19 protein-coding genes are annotated in these 21,013 nt (G+C 62.0%); 15 read left to right on the top strand and 4 right to left on the bottom strand.

The window, feature by feature from the left end:
• Nucleotides 1-93: 93 nt before the first annotated feature.
• Complete coding sequence (gene glmU, locus NKH93_RS17865) at nucleotides 94-1,455, top strand: bifunctional UDP-N-acetylglucosamine diphosphorylase/glucosamine-1-phosphate N-acetyltransferase GlmU (RefSeq protein ID WP_352502465.1); 1,362 nt, start codon at nucleotides 94-96, stop codon at nucleotides 1,453-1,455.
• A gap of 1 nt (nucleotide 1,456) precedes the next feature.
• Here the strand turns inward: glmU and NKH93_RS17870 are convergent, their stop codons facing one another.
• Nucleotides 1,457-1,810 carry an ADP-ribosylation/crystallin J1 gene (locus NKH93_RS17870; protein WP_352971191.1) on the bottom strand — a complete coding sequence of 118 codons (354 nt, stop codon included), beginning with the start codon at nucleotides 1,808-1,810 and terminating at the stop codon, nucleotides 1,457-1,459.
• Nucleotides 1,811-2,037: 227 nt separating this feature from the next.
• On the opposite strand from NKH93_RS17870, the gene glmS reads away from it, so the two are divergent.
• The 4 genes from glmS (at nucleotide 2,038) to NKH93_RS17890 (ending at nucleotide 5,427) form a co-directional block, all read left to right on the top strand.
• Nucleotides 2,038-3,861 carry a glutamine--fructose-6-phosphate transaminase (isomerizing) gene (gene glmS, locus NKH93_RS17875; protein WP_352971194.1) on the top strand — a complete coding sequence of 608 codons (1,824 nt, stop codon included), beginning with the start codon at nucleotides 2,038-2,040 and terminating at the stop codon, nucleotides 3,859-3,861.
• A 113-nt stretch (nucleotides 3,862-3,974) separates the two neighbouring features.
• On the top strand, nucleotides 3,975-4,256 hold the full coding sequence (locus tag NKH93_RS17880) for a type II toxin-antitoxin system RelE/ParE family toxin (RefSeq protein WP_352471757.1): 282 nt from the start codon (nucleotides 3,975-3,977) through the stop codon (nucleotides 4,254-4,256).
• A gap of 37 nt (nucleotides 4,257-4,293) precedes the next feature.
• Nucleotides 4,294-4,593 (top strand): HigA family addiction module antitoxin, encoded by a 300-nt coding sequence (locus NKH93_RS17885; protein WP_031212869.1) that lies wholly within the window; start codon nucleotides 4,294-4,296, stop codon nucleotides 4,591-4,593.
• 81 nt (nucleotides 4,594-4,674) lie between these two features.
• Nucleotides 4,675-5,427 carry a DUF502 domain-containing protein gene (locus tag NKH93_RS17890; RefSeq protein WP_352471756.1) on the top strand — a complete coding sequence of 251 codons (753 nt, stop codon included), beginning with the start codon at nucleotides 4,675-4,677 and terminating at the stop codon, nucleotides 5,425-5,427.
• On the opposite strand, the gene recG is transcribed toward NKH93_RS17890, so the two are convergent.
• Nucleotides 5,379-7,487: an ATP-dependent DNA helicase RecG gene (gene recG, locus NKH93_RS17895; RefSeq protein ID WP_352471755.1), complete on the bottom strand. Its 2,109-nt coding sequence runs from the start codon at nucleotides 7,485-7,487 to the stop codon at nucleotides 5,379-5,381. The two genes, NKH93_RS17890 and recG, sit on opposite strands and share 49 nt — an antisense overlap.
• A gap of 91 nt (nucleotides 7,488-7,578) precedes the next feature.
• On the opposite strand from recG, the gene NKH93_RS17900 reads away from it, so the two are divergent.
• The 6 genes from NKH93_RS17900 (at nucleotide 7,579) to NKH93_RS17925 (ending at nucleotide 14,564) form a co-directional block, all read left to right on the top strand.
• Nucleotides 7,579-7,866, top strand: coding sequence for an FAD assembly factor SdhE (locus tag NKH93_RS17900; RefSeq protein ID WP_352471754.1), 288 nt, complete (start codon nucleotides 7,579-7,581; stop codon nucleotides 7,864-7,866).
• A gap of 13 nt (nucleotides 7,867-7,879) precedes the next feature.
• Complete coding sequence (gene mfd, locus NKH93_RS17905; protein ID WP_352971197.1) at nucleotides 7,880-11,377, top strand: transcription-repair coupling factor; 3,498 nt, start codon at nucleotides 7,880-7,882, stop codon at nucleotides 11,375-11,377.
• Nucleotides 11,378-11,556: 179 nt separating this feature from the next.
• Nucleotides 11,557-12,930, top strand: coding sequence for a class II 3-deoxy-7-phosphoheptulonate synthase (locus NKH93_RS17910; protein ID WP_254820158.1), 1,374 nt, complete (start codon nucleotides 11,557-11,559; stop codon nucleotides 12,928-12,930).
• A gap of 149 nt (nucleotides 12,931-13,079) precedes the next feature.
• Entirely contained in the window at nucleotides 13,080-13,499 is a 420-nt protein-coding gene (locus NKH93_RS17915) for a GFA family protein (RefSeq protein WP_352770313.1), read from the top strand.
• Between the two features lie 77 nt (nucleotides 13,500-13,576).
• Complete coding sequence (locus NKH93_RS17920) at nucleotides 13,577-13,936, top strand: diacylglycerol kinase (RefSeq protein ID WP_352471749.1); 360 nt, start codon at nucleotides 13,577-13,579, stop codon at nucleotides 13,934-13,936.
• 40 nt (nucleotides 13,937-13,976) lie between these two features.
• Complete coding sequence (locus NKH93_RS17925; protein WP_352770316.1) at nucleotides 13,977-14,564, top strand: hemerythrin domain-containing protein; 588 nt, start codon at nucleotides 13,977-13,979, stop codon at nucleotides 14,562-14,564.
• A 3-nt stretch (nucleotides 14,565-14,567) separates the two neighbouring features.
• Here the strand turns inward: NKH93_RS17925 and NKH93_RS17930 are convergent, their stop codons facing one another.
• Nucleotides 14,568-15,155, bottom strand: a complete 588-nt coding sequence (locus tag NKH93_RS17930) for a DedA family protein (RefSeq protein ID WP_352502473.1) — start codon at nucleotides 15,153-15,155, stop codon at nucleotides 14,568-14,570.
• Nucleotides 15,152-15,715 (bottom strand): DUF1003 domain-containing protein, encoded by a 564-nt coding sequence (locus NKH93_RS17935; RefSeq protein WP_023680015.1) that lies wholly within the window; start codon nucleotides 15,713-15,715, stop codon nucleotides 15,152-15,154. Before NKH93_RS17935 ends, NKH93_RS17930 begins: the two co-directional genes overlap by 4 nt.
• 83 nt (nucleotides 15,716-15,798) lie before the next feature.
• Here NKH93_RS17935 and NKH93_RS17940 point away from each other — a divergent pair, with 83 nt between their 5' ends.
• The 4 genes from NKH93_RS17940 (at nucleotide 15,799) to NKH93_RS17955 (ending at nucleotide 20,889) form a co-directional block, all read left to right on the top strand.
• The gene (locus tag NKH93_RS17940; RefSeq protein ID WP_352770319.1) at nucleotides 15,799-16,512 is read left to right on the top strand and encodes a DNA-3-methyladenine glycosylase I; all 714 of its coding nucleotides are present in this window, start codon (nucleotides 15,799-15,801) and stop codon (nucleotides 16,510-16,512) included.
• 65 nt (nucleotides 16,513-16,577) lie between these two features.
• Entirely contained in the window at nucleotides 16,578-18,260 is a 1,683-nt protein-coding gene (locus tag NKH93_RS17945) for an NAD+ synthase (protein ID WP_352770321.1), read from the top strand.
• Between the two features lie 27 nt (nucleotides 18,261-18,287).
• Nucleotides 18,288-18,701 (top strand): GNAT family N-acetyltransferase, encoded by a 414-nt coding sequence (locus tag NKH93_RS17950; protein WP_352770323.1) that lies wholly within the window; start codon nucleotides 18,288-18,290, stop codon nucleotides 18,699-18,701.
• A 382-nt stretch (nucleotides 18,702-19,083) separates the two neighbouring features.
• Nucleotides 19,084-20,889, top strand: coding sequence for an ABC transporter ATP-binding protein (locus NKH93_RS17955; protein ID WP_352613797.1), 1,806 nt, complete (start codon nucleotides 19,084-19,086; stop codon nucleotides 20,887-20,889).
• The last annotated feature ends 124 nt before the right edge of the window (nucleotides 20,890-21,013 follow it).

Here is a 21,013-nt window from a genome sequence, read left to right on the forward strand (position 1 = left end):
ACCGTCTCACCGGAATTTAACCGCATTGGTGCAGCATGGCGCCGGTGCTACTAACGCTTCGATTCCAGACCCCTTTCAACGGTTGCTGTCCCCATGAGCCAGAGATCCTGCCTGTCCATCATCCTCGCCGCCGGTGAAGGCACGCGCATGAAGAGTGCAGTGCCGAAAGTGCTGCACACAATCGCGGGCCTGCCGATGGTTGCCCATGTCGTCAAGGCGGCCGAAGCCGCCGGCAGCGGCGAATTGGCGCTGGTGATCGGCCATGGCGCCGATGAGATGCGCAAGGCTGCACTCAAGTTTGCGCCGAAGGCCGAGGCTTTCGTTCAGGAAAAACGTCTCGGCACCGCGCACGCCGTGCTTGCCGCACGTGCAGCAATATCAAAAGGTTATGACGATATCTTGGTGATGTTTGGCGACACGCCGTTGATCGATCCGGAAGCGCTCGCGGCGGCGAGGCTGAAGCTGGCGGAAGGTGCGGCCGTCGTCGTGGTCGGCTTCCGTACGGAAAATCCTTCGGGCTACGGCCGGCTTATCGAAAAGGCCGGCAAGCTCGTGGCCATCCGCGAGGAGAAGGACTGCTCGGACGAGGAGAAAAAGATCACCTTCTGCAATGGCGGGCTGATGGCGGTCGCCGGCAGGCACGCGCTGAAGCTGCTCGATCAAGTCGGCAGCAAGAACGCCAAGGGCGAGTATTATCTCACCGACATCGTCGAGATCGCCGCTGCGCAGGGACTTGATGTCGTCGCCACCGAAGCCAGTTTCGAGAACGCGCTCGGCATCAACAACCGTGCCGAGCTTGCCCAGGCGGAAGGTATCTGGCAGCAGCGCCGGCGGCGCGAGGCGATGCTTTCTGGCGTTACGCTGATCGCGCCCGAAACTGTGTTCTTCTCGCACGACACCGAGATCGGCGCCGATACGGTCGTCGAACCCAATGTCTGGTTCGGGCCGGGCGTGAAAATCGCGACGGGGGCCAAGATCCATGCCTTCAGCCATATCGAAGGCGCCACCATCGCGTCGAATTGCGATGTCGGGCCGTTCGCGCGGCTGCGGCCCGGGGCCGATCTGAGAACCAAGGCCAAGGTCGGCAATTTCTGCGAGGTCAAGCAGGCGATCGTCGAGGAGGGCGCGAAGGTCAACCATCTGACCTATATCGGCGATGCCCGCATCGGTGCCGGCGCCAATATCGGCGCCGGCACCATCACCTGCAATTATGACGGCTATTCGAAATTCTTCACCGATATCGGCGAGGGCGCCTTCATAGGCTCGAACTCCTCGCTGGTGGCGCCGGTGTCGATCGGCAAGGGCGGCTACATCGCCTCGGGCAGCGTCATTACCGAAAGCGTACCCGACGATGCGCTGGCTTTCGGCCGCGCCCGCCAGCGGACTCTACCCGGCAAGGGCAAGGAGTTGCGAGAGCGTTTTTCTCAGGCCGCGGCGGCCCGCAAAAAAGGGTAGACTAGCGGAACTCGGCGACAAGCTGGATTTCGCCAACGATTGCATCGTTGAAGGCCGACAGGTCTTCGGCCGGGATCCAGTATTCCAGATGCGCCCGGCTGCCGGCATGCTGGACGCTGTAACGGTCCAGAAAGCTGCGACGCACCTCGAAACGCGTCACGAAACCTGATCCGCTCGCGGGCACGTTCCAGTCTCGGGCGATCTGGGTGGCATAGGCCTCGCTGGTAACCGGATAGAAGATCGGCTGATCAGCAGGTCGAGGAGGAAAGGCGCGCATCCCTGCCCTCTGGATCAACGCCAGTTCGCGGGGACCAACCGGACGCCAAAGCGTCACCGTGTCAATTCGTTCGTTCATAGCCGCATCATGTCTTTGACTGATTTCTGGAGCCGTTGAGCCGAGATAGGATACATAAGCGGAGAAACTGAGCAATTGCAGTAACCGGATTGCAAGTGCGCCCTGTCATGGTGCATCTGTGCAGGATAGTCCGGCTGATACCGGACGAAATGGAATGTGATTTTTCGCGGCAGCCCGGCAGTCTCTAAATAGCGCCGGGTTTGAGGTCGGAATCGGGGGCAAGCGCCATGTGCGGTATCGTTGGAATTGTCGGTGACTCGCCGGTCGCGCCGCTTATCGTCGATGCGCTGAAAAGGCTCGAATATCGCGGCTATGACTCGGCCGGCGTCGCCACGATCGAGCACGGCAGGCTTGACCGCCGCCGCGCCGAGGGCAAGCTGGTCAATCTCGAGCGCCTGCTGAAGGACGAACCGCTCGACGGCATGATCGGCATCGGCCACACGCGCTGGGCCACGCATGGCGTTCCGAACGAGAGTAATGCGCATCCGCATTTTTCCGACGGCGTCGCCATCGTCCATAACGGCATCATCGAGAATTTCGCCGAATTGCGCGACGAGCTGATGCGCGACGGCTACAGCTTCACCTCGCAGACCGATACCGAAGTCGTCGCGCATCTGGTGGCGCGCGAACTGGCCAGGGGGCTGAAGCCGGTTGAGGCGGCGCACAAGGCGCTGAAGCGGCTGGAAGGCGCCTTTGCGCTCGCCATCATGTTCAAGGGCGACGAGGATCTGATCGTCGGCGCGCGCAATGGCCCGCCGCTCGCGGTCGGTCATGGCGACGGCCAGATGTTCCTTGGCTCCGACGCCATTGCGCTTGCCCCTTTCACCAATTCGATCACCTATCTGGAAGACGGCGACTGGGCGGTGGTGCGCCGCAACGAGGTCGATATCTTCGACATGGGCGGCAACAAGGTCGACCGCAAACGCCAACAGTCGCTCAGCACGAGCTTCATGGTCGACAAAGGCAACCGCCGCCATTTCATGGAAAAGGAAATCCATGAGCAGCCGGAAGTGATCTCGCACACGCTGGCGCATTATGTTGATTTCATCAGCGGCGTCTCGAAGCCGCTCGACCTGCCGTTCGATTTCGCCAAGATCGACCGGCTGGCGATCTCGGCCTGCGGCACCGCCTATCTCGCCGGGCTGATCAGCAAATACTGGTTCGAGCGCTATGCGCGGCTGCCGGTCGACATCGATGTCGCTTCGGAGTTCCGCTATCGCGAGATGCCGCTGTCGAAGAACGATGCCGCTTTCTTCATCTCGCAATCGGGTGAGACCGCCGATACGCTGGCGTCGCTGCGCTACTGCCGCAAGGCCGGCATGAAGATCGGCGCGGTCGTCAATGTGCGCGAATCGACCATGGCGCGCGAATCCGACGTCATCCTGCCGACATTGGCCGGCCCGGAGATCGGCGTCGCCTCGACCAAGGCGTTCACCTGCCAGCTTTCCGTGCTGGCCTCGCTGGCGGTGCGGGCCGGCGTGGCGCGCGGAACGATTTCGCAGGAGCAGGAGAAAACGCTGATACGCGAGCTGTCGGAAGCGCCGCGTTATGCCAACCAGGTGCTAAAGCTCGACGGGCAGATCGAAAAGATCGCGCGCGACCTCTCGCACTACAAGAACGTGCTTTATCTCGGCCGCGACACCAATTTTCCGCTGGCCCTGGAAGGCGCGCTGAAGCTCAAGGAAATTTCCTATATCCACGCCGAAGGCTATGCCGCCGGCGAGTTGAAACACGGCCCGATCGCGCTGATCGACGAGAACATGCCCGTCATCGTCATCGCCCCGCATGACCGTATCTTCGAAAAGACCGTCTCGAACATGCAGGAGGTGGCGGCGCGCGGCGGCAAGATCATCCTGATCACCGACAGCAAGGGCGCCGCGCACGCCACGGTGAAGACGATGGAGACGATCGTTTTGCCGGACGTGCCGGAAATCATCTCGCCGATCATCTACGCACTGCCGATCCAGATGCTCGCCTATTTCACCGCCGTGTTCATGGGCACGGATGTCGACCAGCCGCGCAATCTGGCGAAATCGGTAACGGTGGAATGATCGGTTTCCAAACGGCTGCCGATAGGGTCCAGCGACAATTTAGTATCAGTTATTGATACGTATTTCTTGCACCCTGTCTTGTATCAATGTATGATACAAGACGAGGGCAGAAGTTGATCGTTTCGTTCAAAGGCAAAGCGGTGGAAGCGGTTGCCGAGGGGAAGACTCCGAAAGGTTTTCCACCGGATCTGGTTGCCCGTGGCGAACGTCGTCTTCGAGCGATCGAAAACGCCGCACAATTGGTCGACCTTCGATCGCCACCCGGAAATCGCCTTGAAGCCCTGAAAGGGAGCAGAGCTGGGCAGCATTCAATTCGTATCAACGACCAATGGCGTATCTGCTTCAAATGGACCAACGCTGGCGCCGAAGAGGTGAAGATCGTCGACTACCATTGAGCGGGCACTTGCCCTAAACCCTTGAGGTCTCTGAACCATGCTCAAGTTCGTACGTCCAATTCACCCCGGAGAGTTCCTGCGCGAGGAATATCTCGTCCCGCTCGGTATGAGTGCCGGTGCGTTGGCGAAGAAGCTCAATCTTCCTCGTACCCGTATCGAACGCATTGCCAAGGAAGAGATCGGCCTGACTCCTGATACCGCGCTTCGCCTCGCCAGGTTCTTCAACACCACGCCGGAATTCTGGATGAATTTTCAGCAGGCTTATGAACTTGAAACCGAGGCGAAGAAACTCGCACCGGAGCTCGAGAAGATCGAACCGCTGGAAGCCGCGGCATAGTTGATCTTTTAAAAACTTCGCCATTCCAAAGCGCCTTGGGGTTCAGTAGTGTCGCGCTGCAAACACACGCTGCGGTGAACCATGTCGGATGCTCTCAAGACCTCAGGCATGACCCGGCTGAGAAACTATTTCCTGACCGGCTTCGTCGTTTGCGCGCCGCTGGCGATTACCGCCTACATTGCCTGGTCGCTGATCGGCTGGGTCGATTCCTGGGTGAAACCCTACATTCCGGTACGCTACAATCCGGACACGTACCTGCCGTTTCCAGTGCCGGGTTTTGGGCTGATCGTTGCCCTGATCCTCATCACCTTCATCGGCTTTATGACTGCAAATATCGTTGGCCGCGCCATCGTCAACTTCGGCGAGCGCCTGCTTGGCCGCATGCCGCTGGTGCGCGGCATCTACCGTTCGCTGAAGCAGATTTTCGAGACAGTGCTGTCGAACAAGGGCGACATGTTCCGGCAGGTCGGGTTGGTCGAATATCCGCGCAAAGGGGTCTGGTCGCTTGTCTTCGTCGCCAGCGAGAAGGAAACCGAGATCAACCAGAAGCTCGACCGGGAAGGCGATCCGCTGATTGCCGTGTTCATGCCGTGTACGCCCAACCCGACGACCGGCTTTCTGATGTATGTGCCGAAATCCGACATTGTGCTGCTCGACATGACAATCGAGGACGGAGCCAAGCTGATCGTGTCGGCCGGCCTGGTGGCGCCAGCTGTCAAAATGGTGACGGTGAACGGCGAGCATATCCACGGCGCGCTTGCCAATCCTCCGCTCGACACGATGCCTCAGCCGGCACGCAGGAGCCGCACGGCCTCGTCGCGGCCGAACAGATAGAGCAACAGGCGCAGCGCCGTGCCGCGTTCGGACTGCAGTTCCGGATCGCGCGACAGGATCAGCCGCGCATCGTCGCGAGCGGCCTCGAGCAGGTCGGCATGCACCTCGATGCGCGCCACCTGGAAGCCCGGCGTGCCAGACTGGCGAGTGCCGAGCAACTCGCCTTCGCCGCGCAGCTTCAGATCCTCTTCGGCGATACGGAAGCCGTCCTCGGTCTCGCGCATCACCGACAAACGGCGTTTTGCCGTCTCGCCGAGCGGGTCCTTGTAGAGCAGCACACAGGATGAAGGCTTGTCGCCACGCCCGACCCGGCCACGCAATTGGTGCAACTGGGCGAGGCCAAAACGCTCGGCATGCTCGATGACCATGATCGTCGCATCAGGCACATCGACGCCGACCTCGATGACGGTGGTGGCGATCAGGATACGGGTGTCGCCCTGCTTGAAGGCGCGCATCGCCTCGTCTTTGTCGGTGCCTTTCATGCGGCCGTGCACCAGGCCGATGCGGTCGCCGAACAGCGGCTTCAGCGAGGCAAAACGGTCCTCGGCCGACATCAGCTTGATCTCCTCGGATTCCTCGATCAGCGGACAGATCCAGTAGATTTTCTGGCCATCGGCGACGGCGTCGAGCATGCGTCCGATCAGTTCGTCGAGCCGTTCAAGCGGCAAGGTGACGGTGCGGATCGGCTGGCGGCCGGCCGGCTTTTCCGTCAGCTTCGACACATCCATGTCGCCGAATGCAGTCAGCACCAGCGTCCGCGGTATCGGCGTTGCTGTCATCACCAGCATGTCGGGCGCATCGCCCTTGGCGGTAATGGCAAGGCGCTGATGGACGCCGAAACGGTGCTGCTCGTCGACGACGGCGAACACGAGGTCACGGAACGTCACCGTTTCCTGGAACAGCGCATGGGTGCCGACGACGATGTCGATGTCACCATTGGCCAGCCCGGTCAGCGTGTCGGCACGCTCGCGGCCCTTTTCGCGACCTGTGAGGACGGCGACACGCAGGCCGGCCCGTTCCGCCAACGGCGCAATTGTTGCCAGATGCTGGCGCGCCAGGATTTCGGTCGGCGCCATCAATGCCGCCTGGCCGCCGGCCTCGACGGCACGCGCCATGGCAAGCAGCGCGACCACCGTCTTGCCGGAGCCGACATCGCCCTGCAAAAGGCGCAGCATGCGTTCGGGGTCACCGAGATCGGCGTTGATTTCGGCAAGCGCCATTTCCTGCGACATGGTCAGCGAATAGGGGAGTGCCACGCGCAGTTGTTCGACTATGCGGCCGTCGCCGACCAATGGCCGGCCAGATAATCGGCGGACCTTGGCCCGCACCAGCGCCAGCGATACCTGGCCGGCCAAGAACTCGTCATAGGCAAGGCGCCGCCACGCTGCGCCGTCGACAGAGACGTCGATCGGGTCGGCAGGATTGTGGATGCGGTTGAGCGCATCGCTGAAAGCAGGAAAGGCATGGCGGCGCCGGAACTCACCGTCCTGCCATTCGGGTAGCACCGGCAGGCGGGCCAGCGCCTGGCCGATGGCCCGGCGCAGCACCTTGCCCGAGAGCCCGGCGGTCAGCGGATAGACCGGCTCGACCAGCGGCAGGTTTTCCGCGTCACCGGCAAGTGCGATATGGTCGGGGTGAACCATGGTCGGGCGGCCGTTGAACCATTCCATGCGGCCGGAGACGACGACATGCTCGCCTACGGGCATTGCTTTTTCGAGATAGGCGGCATGGGCATGGAAGAAGGTCAGCGCGATCTCGCCGGTGTCGTCATGGGCGTAGACCCGGTACGGGACCGACCTGTTGCCGCGTGGCGGCGGCTGGTGGCGGTCGATGCGGACGTCGAGCGTAACGATGGCGCCTTCCGCCGAGCCGGCGATGCCAGGCCGGTTGCGGCGGTCGATGACAGTATGCGGCAGCACGAACAAGAGATCCCCGGCGCGCGCGGCCCGGTCGCCGAGGTCGGCTGCTACGACTTTTTCGATCAGGGCGCCAACTTTTGGCCCGACCCCGGCAAGCGAGGTGATCGGGACAAACAGCGGATCGAGGAGGGAGGGACGCATGATGTCAGCTTATGTTGCGGCGACTGTCGCGCAAGGCTGACACCGCCTTCTATCCACGCTATATGCGCCGCCTGGGCAAGGATATTGCAAGATGACCGGAACGAAACGATCAAGCGAGGGCCTCGATGCCCGCCGCCGCAAGCTTCTGTTTCGTTCGTGGCACCGCGGCATGCGCGAGATGGACCTTATACTCGGCAGCTTCGCCGATGCCGAGATCGGCGCCTTGACCGGCGACGAAATCGACCAATATGAGAGGCTCCTCGACATTCCCGACACCGAATTCCTGCCTCTCGTCACTGGCGAACGCCCGGTTCCGGCGGATATCGACTGTACCGTCCTGCAAAAAATCCTGGCTTCGCGCCGGGAGATGACCTTCTGAACAACGTGTAGCCATGAGCCTTATCCCTACGATCGGTCTGCCGAAAGGCCGCGCCGGCCAGTTCATCGTCGATGGCGTCGCCGACGGCTACGAAGCCTTTGCGCTGGTGCAGGCTGCGCACGAGATCGCCCCTGACAAGCCGGTGCTGTTCGTGGCGCGCGACGGCCAGCGCCTGCCGGCGATCGTCGAGGCGCTTGCCTTTGCCGCGCCGGGCCTGCCGGTGCTGGAACTGCCGGCCTGGGACTGCCTGCCTTACGACCGCGTCTCGCCCGGCGCCGACGCCGCCGCAAGGCGGCTCGATGCGCTGGCAGCGATGATCGCGCTGGCGAAGAAGCCGCACCGCGCCGTCATTCTCACCACCGCGAATGCCTTGCTTCAACGCATTCCGCCGGCGGAACTCGTCGAGGCGCAGACCTTTCACGCCAAGCCCGGCAACCAGATCGACATGAACGCGCTGGTGTCACGGCTGGAGACTTCCGGCTTCGAGCGGGTGCCGACGGTGCGCGGCATCGGCGAATTTGCGGTGCGCGGCGGCATTCTCGATCTCTTCGCGCCCGGCTGGACGGAGGCACTGCGCCTCGATTTCTTCGGCGATACGCTGGAATCGATCCGCGTCTTCGACACCGCAACCCAGCGCACCATCGGCCAACGCAAATCGATGGCGCTGCAGGCGATGAGCGAGGTGGCGCTGACGCCGGAAACCATCAGCCGCTTCCGCCGCGCCTACATCGAAGCCTTTGGCGCGCCCTCCCGCGACGATGGGCTCTATGCGGCGGTCAGCGAGGGCAGGCGGTTTGCCGGCATGGAGCACTGGCTGCCGTTCTTCTATGAGCGGCTGGAAACCGTGTTCGATTACCTGCCGGATGCGCCCGTGGTGTTTGATCATCTGGCGCATGAGGCACTGGCCGAGCGCCACACTCTGATCCTCGATCATTACGAGGCGCGAAAAAAACAGGCCGACGGCGCCTTGAAGGATGCCGTGCCCTACAAGCCGGTGTCGCCGGATCAGCTTTATCTGTCGCCCGAGAACCTGATTGCCTCGCTTGGTCCGCGCGAAGCGATCGACTTCACCTCCTTCGACGCGCCCGATGCCGGTGCGAAAAAGGTGTTCCATGCCGGCTCGCGCCATGGCCGCAGCTTCGTCGAGGAACGCGCCGACCCTAACGCCAACGTCTTCGACGTCGTCGTCAAACACATTTCCGACGAGCGCGCTACACGCCGCCGTGTCGTCGTCGCCGGCTGGACTGAAGGTTCGCTCGACCGGCTCGGCCAGATCCTGGTCGAGCATCACCTTGGCAATCTGGAGCCGGTGGCGACGCTTGCCGAAGCCGAAAGGCTTGAGCCAGGGCAGGCGGCCCTGGCCGTGCTGCCGCTCGAATCCGGCTTCGAGACCGAGAAACTGGTCGTCATCGCAGAGCAGGACATTCTCGGCGACCGGCTGATCCGGCGCTCGAAGCGCAAGAAGCGCGCGTCCGACGTCATCGCCGAGGCTTCGGCATTGTCTTCAGGCGATATCGTCGTGCATGCCGACCATGGCATTGGCCGCTTCATCGGGCTGCGCACCATCGAGGCGGTCGGTGCGCCGCACGATTGCCTTGAAATCCACTATGCCGGCGACGATCGGCTGTTCTTGCCGGTGGAAAACATCGAGCTGCTGTCGCGCTATGGCTCGGATTCGGCCGAGGCGACGCTCGACAAGCTTGGCGGCGGCGCCTGGCAATCGCGCAAGGCACGGCTGAAGAAACGTCTGCTCGACATGGCCGGGGAGCTGATCCGCATCGCCGCCGAGCGACAAATGCGGGCCGCACCGGCGCTGGTGCCGGCGGAAGGCCTCTATGGCGAGTTTGCGGCGCGTTTCCCCTATGAAGAAACCGACGACCAGCAAACGGCAATCGATTCGGTCATGGGTGATCTGGGCGCTGGAAAGCCGATGGATCGGCTGATCTGCGGCGATGTCGGCTTCGGCAAGACCGAAGTCGCGCTTCGTGCCGCCTTCATCGCGGCGATGGAAGGCTTTCAGGTCGCGGTGGTGGTGCCGACGACATTGTTGTCGCGCCAGCATTTCAAGACCTTCTCGCAGCGCTTCTCCGGCCTGCCGATCCGCGTCGCCCAGGCCTCGCGGCTGGTCGGCGCCAAGGAACTGGCCGAGACCAAGAAGGGCGTCGCCGAAGGCCAAGTCGACATTGTCATCGGCACGCACGCGCTGCTCGGCTCCTCGATCTCGTTCAAGAATCTCGGCCTGCTGATCATCGACGAGGAGCAGCATTTCGGCGTCAAGCACAAGGAGCGGCTGAAGGATCTCAAGACCGACGTCCACGTTCTGACGCTGTCGGCGACGCCGATCCCGCGAACGCTTCAGCTTGCCTTGACCGGGGTGCGTGAGCTGTCGCTGATCGCCACGCCGCCGGTCGATCGCATGGCCGTGCGTACCTTCATCTCCCCTTTCGATCCGCTGGTCATCCGCGAGACGCTGCTGCGCGAGCGCTACCGTGGCGGCCATTCCTTCTACGTCGTACCGCGTATCAGCGATCTCACGGAAATCCATGATTTCCTGCGCGAATCCGTGCCTGAGCTGAAAGTGGCGGTGGCCCACGGCCAGATGCCGCCCGGCGAGCTCGACGATATCATGAATGCCTTTTATGACGGCCAGTACGATGTGCTTTTGTCGACCACCATCGTCGAATCCGGCCTCGATATACCGACCGCCAATACGCTGATCGTACACCGCGCCGACATGTTCGGCCTGTCTCAGCTCTATCAGTTGCGTGGCCGCGTCGGCCGTTCGAAGGTGCGCGCCTATGCGCTGTTCACTCTGCCCGCCAACCGCAAGCTAACCGATACAGCCGAGCGTCGGCTGAAAGTGCTGCAATCGCTCGATACGCTAGGCGCCGGTTTCCAGCTGGCCAGCCACGACCTCGACATCCGCGGCGCCGGCAATCTGCTTGGCGAAGAGCAGTCGGGCCACATCAAGGAGGTCGGCTTCGAGCTCTACCAGCAGATGCTGGAGGAGGCGGTGGCCGAAGTGAAGGATTCCGGCGAGGTGCAGGACGGCGGCTGGTCGCCGCAGATCGCCGTCGGCACGGCGGTGATGATCCCGGAAAGCTACGTCCCGGATCTGCAGCTCAGGCTGGCGCTCTATCGCCGTCTTGGCGATCTCGAAAATACGGAAGAGATCGATGCTTTCGGCGCCGAGCTGATCGACCGGTTCGGACCGTTGCCGGAAGAGGTAAAGCATCTGTTGAAGATCGTCTTCATCAAGGCGCTTTGCCGCAAGGCCAACGTGGAGAAGCTCGACGCCGGGCCGAAAGGTGTCGTCGTCCATTTCCGCAAGCGGGAATTCCCCAATCCGGTCGGGCTGGTCAAGCTCATCGGCGAACAGGGCTCGCTGGCCAAGATCCGACCCGACCAGAGCGTCGTCTTCAGCCGTGACTGGGCGACGCCCGAGAAGCGGCTGGCTGGCTCAGCGGTTGTCATGACGCAGCTGGCGCGGCTGGTGGAGAAGGCGGCGTAGCAGCGCGTGGCTGGTGCTCTGGGCACAGCCGCATCGGCACTTTCGCAGTGCCGTGCTCATTCGCCACGCGACCACTTCCGGTCTAGAATAGGAAATCGGCTTCGTGTATGGAGCCGCGACCCCATATGGGGCGGATTGGCGGGCGATGGCGTCCGTGTGAAAGAGCGTTAGGTGCTTCGATGACGAAATGGTCGCCGAATTCGTGGAGAGCCAAGCCGATCCAGCAGGTTCCTGCCTATCCGGATCTTGCCGCGCTGAGGAACACGGAAGCCCAGCTTGCCACGTTTCCGCCGTTGGTTTTTGCAGGTGAGGCACGCAAGCTGAAGAAGCAGCTTGCAGCCGTCGCTGCCGGTGACGCATTCCTTCTGCAGGGCGGCGATTGCGCCGAGAGCTTCGCCGAGCATGGCGCCGACAATATCCGCGACTTCTTCCGGGTCTTCCTGCAGATGTCGGTGGTGCTGACCTTCGCCGGCGCCCAGCCGGTGGTGAAGGTCGGCCGTGTCGCCGGCCAGTTCGCCAAGCCGCGCTCGTCCGACAATGAGACCAAGGGCGGTGTGACGCTGCCGAGCTATCGCGGCGACATCATCAATGGCATCGAGTTCGACGCCAAGTCGCGCATTCCAGATCCGGCAAGACAGGAGATGGCGTACCGCCAGTCGGCGGCGACGCTCAACCTGTTGCGTGCCTTCGCCCAGGGCGGCTACGCCAGCCTGGAGAACGTGCATCAATGGATGCTCGGCTTCGTGTCCGACAGCCCGCAGGGCGAGAAATACGAGTCGCTCGCCAACCGCATCACCGAGACGATGGACTTCATGAAGGCCGTCGGCATCACCTCGGAGACCAATTACGCGCTGCGCGAGACGGATTTCTACACCAGCCACGAAGCGTTGCTGCTCGGCTACGAGGAGGCGCTGACCCGCGTCGATTCGACCTCCGGCGACTGGTACGCCACCTCTGGCCACATGATCTGGATCGGTGATCGCACGCGCCAACCCGACCATGCGCATGTCGAATATTGCCGCGGCATCAAGAACCCGCTCGGGCTGAAATGCGGTCCGTCGCTGACGCCGGATGGCCTGTTGCAGCTCATCGACCTGCTCAATCCGGAGAACGAGCCCGGCCGGCTGACGCTGATCGCCCGCTTCGGCTCCGACAAGGTTGCCGACCATCTGCCCAAACTGGTGCGCGCGGTGCAGAAGGAAGGCCGCAGCGTGGTGTGGTCGTCCGACCCAATGCACGGCAATACGATCGAGGCCGCCGGCTACAAGACACGGCCGTTCGACCGCATCCTGAAGGAAGTGCAGACCTTCTTCGAGGTGCACCGCGCCGAAGGCACGCATCCGGGCGGCATCCACATCGAGATGACCGGCAAAAACGTCACCGAGTGCACCGGTGGTGCCCGCGCCATCACCGCCGAAGAACTGCAGGACCGCTACCACACCCATTGCGATCCGCGCCTCAATGCCGATCAGGCGATCGAGCTGGCGTTCCTGGTGTCCGATCTGCTCAAGAAGAGCCATCCGGTCCAGCACAAGCAGGCCGTTAACGGCTGATATGATCTGAACTTTGATGTCGTTGAAGAAGCGCCGGGCGAAAACCGGCGCTTTTTGTATTCAATCCCGCCGGTGTCGCATTTGCTCGTGCCTAACGCGCGCAAAACTGGAATCCTGCCAGGCGATGGCAATTGCATCGGGAGGCCGACATGGCTGACAGTCACACCGGATCATGCTTGTGCGGGGCAGTGCGGTTCAAGACACGAGGACCGCTACGCGGTGTCATCTACTGCCATTGCTCGCAGTGCCGGAAGCAGAGCGGGCATTTTTATGCGGCGACCAACGTTGCCGACCGCGACATTACAATCGCCGGCGCGGAGAGCATCACCTGGTACGAGGCCTCTTCGTTCGCCAGGCGCGGCTTCTGCAAGACATGCGGCTCTCTATTGTTCTGGAAGCCGAGCGATGACGGCTATGTTTCGGTGATGGCAGGGCTGTTCGACGCGCCAACCAGGCTCCAAGGCGAATGTCATATCTTCGTCGGCGACAAGGGCGATTATTACGCCATCGATGACGGGCTGCCGCAGTTCGAGAAGTCGACGCCGTCGATCAAGGTGGCAGACGGCTGATTCTTTGCAGAGGCCGCCTTATTCCCTTGGTCCAGCCATTGCGCTATCCCCTGCCGGTGATTCCGAAGGGTTTTGGCATGCAGCGACTGATCGACGCTTTTTACAATTCGGTGCGGGCGTTTCGCAAACTGGCCGCCGGCGAGGAGGCCTTCCAGCTGGAGCTGACGCTGCTCGTGCTTGCCTTGCCGCTCGGCTGGTTCCTTTCGGAATCGTGGCGCGGCTATGCGTTGCTGATCGGCGCGGTGCTGCTCATGATCATGATCGAGGTGCTGAACACCGGCATCGAGGCGGCATGCGACGCGTTCAGCCGCGAATTCAACGTCGATATCCAACTGGCCAAGGATTGCGGTTCGCTGGCGGTGCTGATTTCGGTGGTGATCGCTGCCGGGGTATGGGGCGTCGCCGTCATCGAGCGGATCCTCGGGGTACCGATCTGACGTTTCAGACACTACATGCCGGTCAACTGAGGGGCCCGACATGGCCGATACCACCGGATTTCTGTTGCTTGAACGTGACGGCCTGCCGGACGATCTGCACTGGCTGGTCGAAAAATATCCGCGCGAGGACTGGCAGGCGCATGCCAATATCCACGGCATAGCCAATATGTGGCTGCAGCGGCACGACATGTTCCGCGAGCTTGGCGGCATGCTCACCAATGGTATCGGCGATTATCGAGAAAGTAGGCTGAACGCGCCGGAATTCGCGCGCTGGTTCGCGCCGCGCCTCAACCATTTCCTCGGCAATCTCGACGGCCATCACAATGTCGAGGACCATCATTATTTCCCGGTCTTCGCCAGGGCCGAGACCCGTCTGAAGCGCGGCTTCGAGATTCTCGATGCCGATCACCACACAATCCATGAGGGACTGGAGCGCAATGCCGAGGCGGCAAATGCCTTCATCCGCACGCTTCAGGAGAGCGAAGACAAACAGCGTTTCGCCGCCGATGCCTATGCCGACGAGAACGGCCGGTTGATCGCCATGTTGACCCGGCATCTTGCCGACGAGGAAGACCTGATCATTCCGCTGATCCTCGAGAAGGGTGATCGTGCGCTCGGCATTGATTGACGATCAGCTTCCCTTGTGGAGTTCCTTCTTGGCGACGATATGGGCCGCGAGCCAGCCGAGGATGGCCACAACGAGGCCGATTGCCAGAGCGATCAGTAATCGCTCGTGACGAGCCAGCGCTTGGCCGACGATGTGCTCCGCGCCCAGCCCGAAGACATAACCGACAGTGCAGAACAGTGCCGCCCAGACCACCGATGAGATGGCGTTGAGGATGACGAAGCGCGCCGCCGCAATGCCCGACAGCCCGGCGGCGATGCCGCCGACCAGGCGGAGGCCATAGATGTAGCGGTTCGACAGCACGAAAATGTTGGGATGAGAGGTGACAAGGCGGTAGGCGTGGCTGAAGCCCGGCCGGGCTCGGAGCCTGATCACGAATTTATGGTCGGCGAAGCTCCGTCCCAAGATGAAGAAGAACGTGTCGCCACCGAAGGCGCCGAGCGCGGCTGCGAGAAACGCCTGCCACGGGATGAAGACATGCTGATGCGCAAAAAAACCGCCAAGAATTGCGGCGCTTTCGCCCTCTGCGACGCAGCCCAGAAAAACCGCGACCAATCCATATTGCTCAATGAGACGATGGATGACTTCCGTCATGAAGACGTTCGCTGCTTCGACAGAATGTCGTCGATGCGCTTCACCTGCTCGGCCAGCCGGGCGATCTCGTCTCGCATGCCGATGATCTGGCTGTGGCGCAGTTCGTCGAGCTTTTCGTGTAACGCCATGATCTCGATCTCGGCCTTGAGATTAACCTCATAGTCGTGGGCGGCGTCGATTCGATCGCGCTCCGTCTGGCGGTTTTGCGCCATCATGATCACTGGCGCCTGCAGGGCGGCAACCATGGAAAGCACGAGATTGAGGAAGATGAAGGGATAGGGATCGAAGGCGGCGCGCGACAAGAGCCAGACATTGCCTGCCGTCCACAGGATCAGGAAGCCAATGAATGCCAGGATGAAGGACCAAGAGCCGCCGATCCGGGCGATGGTGTCGGCCAGGCGATCTCCAAACGTCTGGTGAAAGGCGACGGCCTTGTTGGTGTCCTTGGAGATCGTGGTGCGCTCGAGCGTAGATTGCAGTACCCGGCTTTCGAGCGCGCTGAGGCCGTCCGGCTTTCGCTTCAGCCAGCGGCTTGCCAGGTCCTCGATCGTTTTGTTCATCGTCGCCTCCGTCGTCCGCGATGAGGTAGACGCTGCCGGTTCCTACGGGAAGTGGTAGATTGACGCGATGGGGTCAGGAAACAATGGTGGATTTTCAGAAAATTCGCGCCCGTGCAGCGAAGCGCAAAGGCGGTGAGGCAGCGCTGACGTCGCTGCTGGGTCCTATGCCCGACAATGCCGAGGTGGCAAAGATTACGGACGACCGGATCCTGTCGACCATGGCCGAGCGGGTTTTTGCCGCCGGCTTTGTCTGGCGCGTCATCGAGCAGAAATGGCCGGGTTTCGAGGAAGCATTTCTTGGCTTCGAGCCGAAGCGGCTGCTGTTCCAGCCTGACGATTTCTGGCACGATCTCACATTCGACAAGCGCATCGTCCGCAATCCGCAGAAGATCAAATCCGTACGCGACAACGCAGCCTTCGTCGAGCGCGTGTCGAAGGAGCATGGCAGCTTCGGCAAGTTCCTGGCCAATTGGCCGGCGGATGACCAGGTCGGACTGATGGCCTATCTCGGCAAGCATGGCAGCCGGCTCGGCGGCAATACCGGCCAGTATTTTCTGCGCTGGCTGGAGTGGGACGCCTTCATCGTCTCGGCCGACATGGCGGCAGCGCTGCGCGACGCCGGGCTCGACATCGCGCAGAGCCCGACATCGAAGAAGGACCTGGACAAGATCCAAGTACAGATAAACGCCTGGGCGGCGGAAACCGGGCTGCCGCGCCGGCACATTTCGCGCATTCTGGCAATGTCGATCGGCGAGAACCATCCGCCGGAAGCCTTGCGCGAATATATGGGCGAATAGGATCGACTGTTTGGTCCAAACGAACGCCATTGCTCGACGAATTTTGCCGCGCTAAACCCACGGGCATGACAGACAAGACCGCTCCAGACATATTGCGCATCGCCGTCGCCCAGCTCAATCCGACGGTCGGCGACGTCGCCGGCAATCTTGCCAAGGCACGCGAGGCGAGGGCGGATGCCGCCCGCCAAGGCGCCGACCTCGTGCTGTTTACCGAGCTTTTCCTTGCCGGCTATCCGCCTGAGGATCTGGTGCTGAAGCCCGCCTTCCTGAAGGCCTGCGAGCGGGCGGCGGAGGATTTCGCCGGCGATACCGCCGACGGCGGCCCGGGTTTCGTCATCGGCACGCCGTTGAAGCGCAAGACCGGCACGCACAATTCGATCATCTTTGCCGATGGCGGCAAGATCCTTGCCGAACGCTACAAGCTCGATCTGCCGAATTACGGTGAGTTCGACGAGAAGCGCGTCTTCCAGGCCGGCCCCGAGATCCAGGGGCCGGTCAATTTCCGCGGCGTGCGCGTGGGAGTGCCGATCTGCGAAGATATCTGGGGCGAGGTTGCCGTCTGCGAGACGCTGGCCGAAAGCGGCGCGGAAATCCTGCTGGTCCCGAACGGCTCGCCTTATTACCGCGGCAAGGTCGACGTCCGCCACCAGATCGTTATCCGCCAGGTCATCGAATGCGGACTGCCGATTATCTATGCCAACCAGCTTGGCGGCCAGGACGAGCTGGTTTTCGATGGCGCATCGTTTGCCATAGGTTCTGACAAGACGCTGGCCTTCCAGATGAGCCAGTTCGAGGAGACGGTCAACGTCACCACCTGGAAGCGAAAGAATGACATCTGGGTCTGCTCTGACGGACCGATGTCGAAAATCCCGGAGAAGGAGGAGGCCGACTACCGCGCCTGCATGTTGGGCCTGCGCGATTACGTCAACAAGAACGGCTTCAAGAATGTCGTGCTCGGCCTCTCCGGCGGCATCGATTCGGCGATCTGCGCGGCACTTGCCGTTGATGCGCTCGGCGAGGAACGGCTGCGCGCCGTGATGATGCCTTACCGCTACACTTCGAAGGACTCGCTGAAGGATGCCGAGGACTGCGCCCGCGCACTCGGCTGCCGCTACGATATCGTGCCGATCTTCGAGCCGGTCGAAGGTTTCCTGCACGCGCTGACGCAGCTTTTCGAGGGTACCAAGGAAGGTATTACCGAGGAGAACCTGCAGAGCCGTGCACGCGGCACTATCCTGATGGCGATTTCCAACAAGTTCGGCTCGATGGTGGTCACTACCGGCAACAAGAGCGAGATGTCGGTAGGCTATGCCACGCTTTATGGCGACATGAACGGCGGCTTCAATCCGATCAAGGATCTTTACAAGATGCAGGTCTATGCGTTGTCGAGTTGGCGCAACGCGCACGTGCCGCCGGGTGCGCTCGGTCCGTCCGGCGAGGTGATCCCGACCAACATCATCGACAAGGCGCCCTCGGCGGAACTGCGAGAGAACCAGACCGACCAGGATTCGCTGCCGCCCTATCCAGTGCTCGATGACATATTGGAGTGTCTGGTCGAGAACGAGATGGGCGTCGACGAGATCGTTGCGCGCGGCCATGACCGGGCGACGGTGGCGCGTGTCGAGCACCTGCTTTACGTCGCAGAATACAAGCGTCGGCAGGCGGCGCCCGGCGTGAAGATCACCAGGAAGAACTTTGGCCGCGATCGCCGTTATCCCATCACCAACCGGTTCAGGGATCGCGGGTAGGCCATTGGCCTGCGTAACGGTTTAGCCATGGCCAACCTTGAAATCAGCTTTGACCTGTCGCGGATCGACTTCCGGGCGACATCCGACATTTTGAAGGCGAGCTATTGGGGCAGCGGCCGCAGCGATGAACTGCACCGCCGCGCTTTTGCCAACTCACTGTGCGTCGGCGCCTATGTCGGCGGCAATCAGGTCGGCTTCGGCCGGGCGATCACCGACCGTACGGTATTTGCCTATCTCGCCGACATAATTGTCTGGCCCGGGTATCGCGGACAAGGCATCGGAACCCGGCTTGTCCAGGCGCTTATCGACCACTCGGACGTCAAGACGGTCACGCGTTGGAGCCTGTCGACCAACGACGCCCATGCGGTTTACGAGAAGCTCGGCTTCAGGCCTTCCACCGATGGCCGCTATATGCGCCTCGACCGTATCCCGGCAACCTGAACAGAGGCAGCGCACAACCCGCGATTGTTGCAAAATCGTCTCACTGCTTGGACCAGATGCGCTTTTGGCTATCTACTGACTTGGCGCGGCGTTGAGGCGTCTCTATAAACACCTCTCCGCGATTCCCCTTCAGGAGGAACCGAATGCCAGGATTTGACATCGTTATGCGAGGCTGCGAAGCCTAGGTCTTGGTCAGTGCGCCGCGAGATAGCCTCGCGGCAAGGCTGAACCGAGGCAGGTATTTCGCCGCTGCCGGTCGCCGCCCCTCTACAGGGCCGCCAAATACGCCAAACCTCCGCATCTCCGGGCGCCAAACGGCGCCGACGCGGTTTTTCAATTTCTACTTTCGTGGGATCGGGCTCGTTTGCGCCCGAATGACATCATGACTCGTTTTCGAATAGATTTGCGCGCGGGCGCCTTTCGCAGCGTTCTTGGCTTCACGCTCAGCCATTGGCGGTGTCAGCCGTGGCGGCTTGCCGGCATTATGGGCACATTCCTGCTGTCGACCTTGGCCGACGTGCTGACGCCGCTCTATTCCGGCCGGCTGGTGGATGCCGTCGCCAGCAGTGCTGCGGCCGACGATGTTGCGTGGAACGCGGCGACAGCGGCCTTTTCGATGCTGGTGGCCCTGGCGCTCACCGGTGTCGTGCTGCGCAATCTCGCCTTCATGGCCATTGTCGAGCTGACGTTGAAGATGATGGCGGATATCGCCGCCGACGCCTTCCACCGCGTCCAGCGCTTCTCCACCGACTGGCACGCCAACAGCTTCGCCGGATCGACGGTGCGCAAGATAACGCGCGGCATGTGGGCGCTCGACCTGCTCAACGACACGATCCTGATCGCGCTGCTGCCATCAGTCGTCATGCTCGTCGGCTCGACGCTGCTGCTTGGCTGGTTCTGGCCGCTGATGGGTGCTGTCGTCGCCACCGGTTCGGTTCTGTTCATCGCGGTGACGACGATGCTGTCGCTTGGCTATGTCGCGCCAGCGGCAAGGCTTGCCAATGCGTGGGATACACGGCTCGGCGGCTCGCTGGCCGACGCGGTAAGCTGCAACGCCGTGGTCAAGGGTTTTGGCGCCGAGGAACGCGAGGAGACGCGGCTCGCCGAGGTCGTCGCCAAATGGCGCGGTCGCACGCGCCGCACCTGGATGCGCGGCACCGTCAACGGCACCACGCAAGGGACGATGCTGCTGCTTTTGAGGGCAGCGGTCATCGGGTTCTCCCTGCTGTTGTGGTCGTGGGGGCAGGCGAGCGCCGGCGATGTCGCCTTCGTGCTGACCTCATTCTTCGTGCTGCAAGGCTATCTGCGCGACATCGGCACACATATCCGCAATCTGCAGCGCTCGATCAACGACATGGAGGAACTGGTCGACTTCCAGTCCGAACCACTCGGCATCGAGGATCGGCCCGGAGCCAAACCGATCCGGATCACCGATGGCCGTATCACCTTCGACAATGTCACGTTCCACTATGGCAGCCACCGCCTGCCGCTCTATCGCGACTTTTCGGTGGACATCGCGCCGGGCGAACGGGTTGGGCTGGTTGGCCATTCGGGCTCCGGCAAGACGACATTCGTCAAGCTGATCCAGCGCCTCTACGACGTGACTGCGGGCAATATCCTGATCGACGGCCAGGATATTGCGAATGTGGCGCAGGCGTCGCTGCGCGCACAGATCGCAATCGTCCAGCAGGAGCCGATCCTGTTTCACCGGTCGCTGGCCGAAAACATCGCCTATGCTCGGCCGGCCGCCACGCAGGCCGAGATCGAGCACGCGGCGCGATTGGCCAGCGCGCATGACTTCATTGCCAATTTGCCGAAAGGCTATGGCACGCTGGTCGGCGAGCGTGGCGTAAAGCTATCGGGTGGTGAGCGTCAGCGCGTTGCAATCGCACGCGCCTTTCTTGCCGATGCGCGCATTCTCATCCTGGATGAGGCAACGTCGAGCCTCGATTCGGAATCGGAGGTGCTGATCCAGCAGGCGATGGAGCGGTTGATGGTCGGCCGCACGACGCTGGTCATTGCCCACCGGCTGTCGACGGTGCGGGCGCTGGACAGGCTTTTGGTGTTCGATCGCGGCCGCATCGTCGAAGAGGGCTCGCATGACCAACTGATCCGGCTGCAAGGCGGCATCTACCGCCGGCTGTTCGAACGCCAGGCGCTTGAACTGACCAAAGGCCTGGTGATCTGACGGTTGCGGTGCCGCGCGTCTTGATAGACGTGCGGCGCTGCAGTCTTTTCTTCGCCTTTGTCATGTTCTATGTCTGCCGCCGAGCGCGGGGGCGCGTCTTGTCAACAGCAAAACCATCCGGTAC

It is taken from the genome of Mesorhizobium sp. M0954, from assembly GCF_040319155.1.
Lineage (GTDB): Bacteria > Pseudomonadota > Alphaproteobacteria > Rhizobiales > Rhizobiaceae > Mesorhizobium.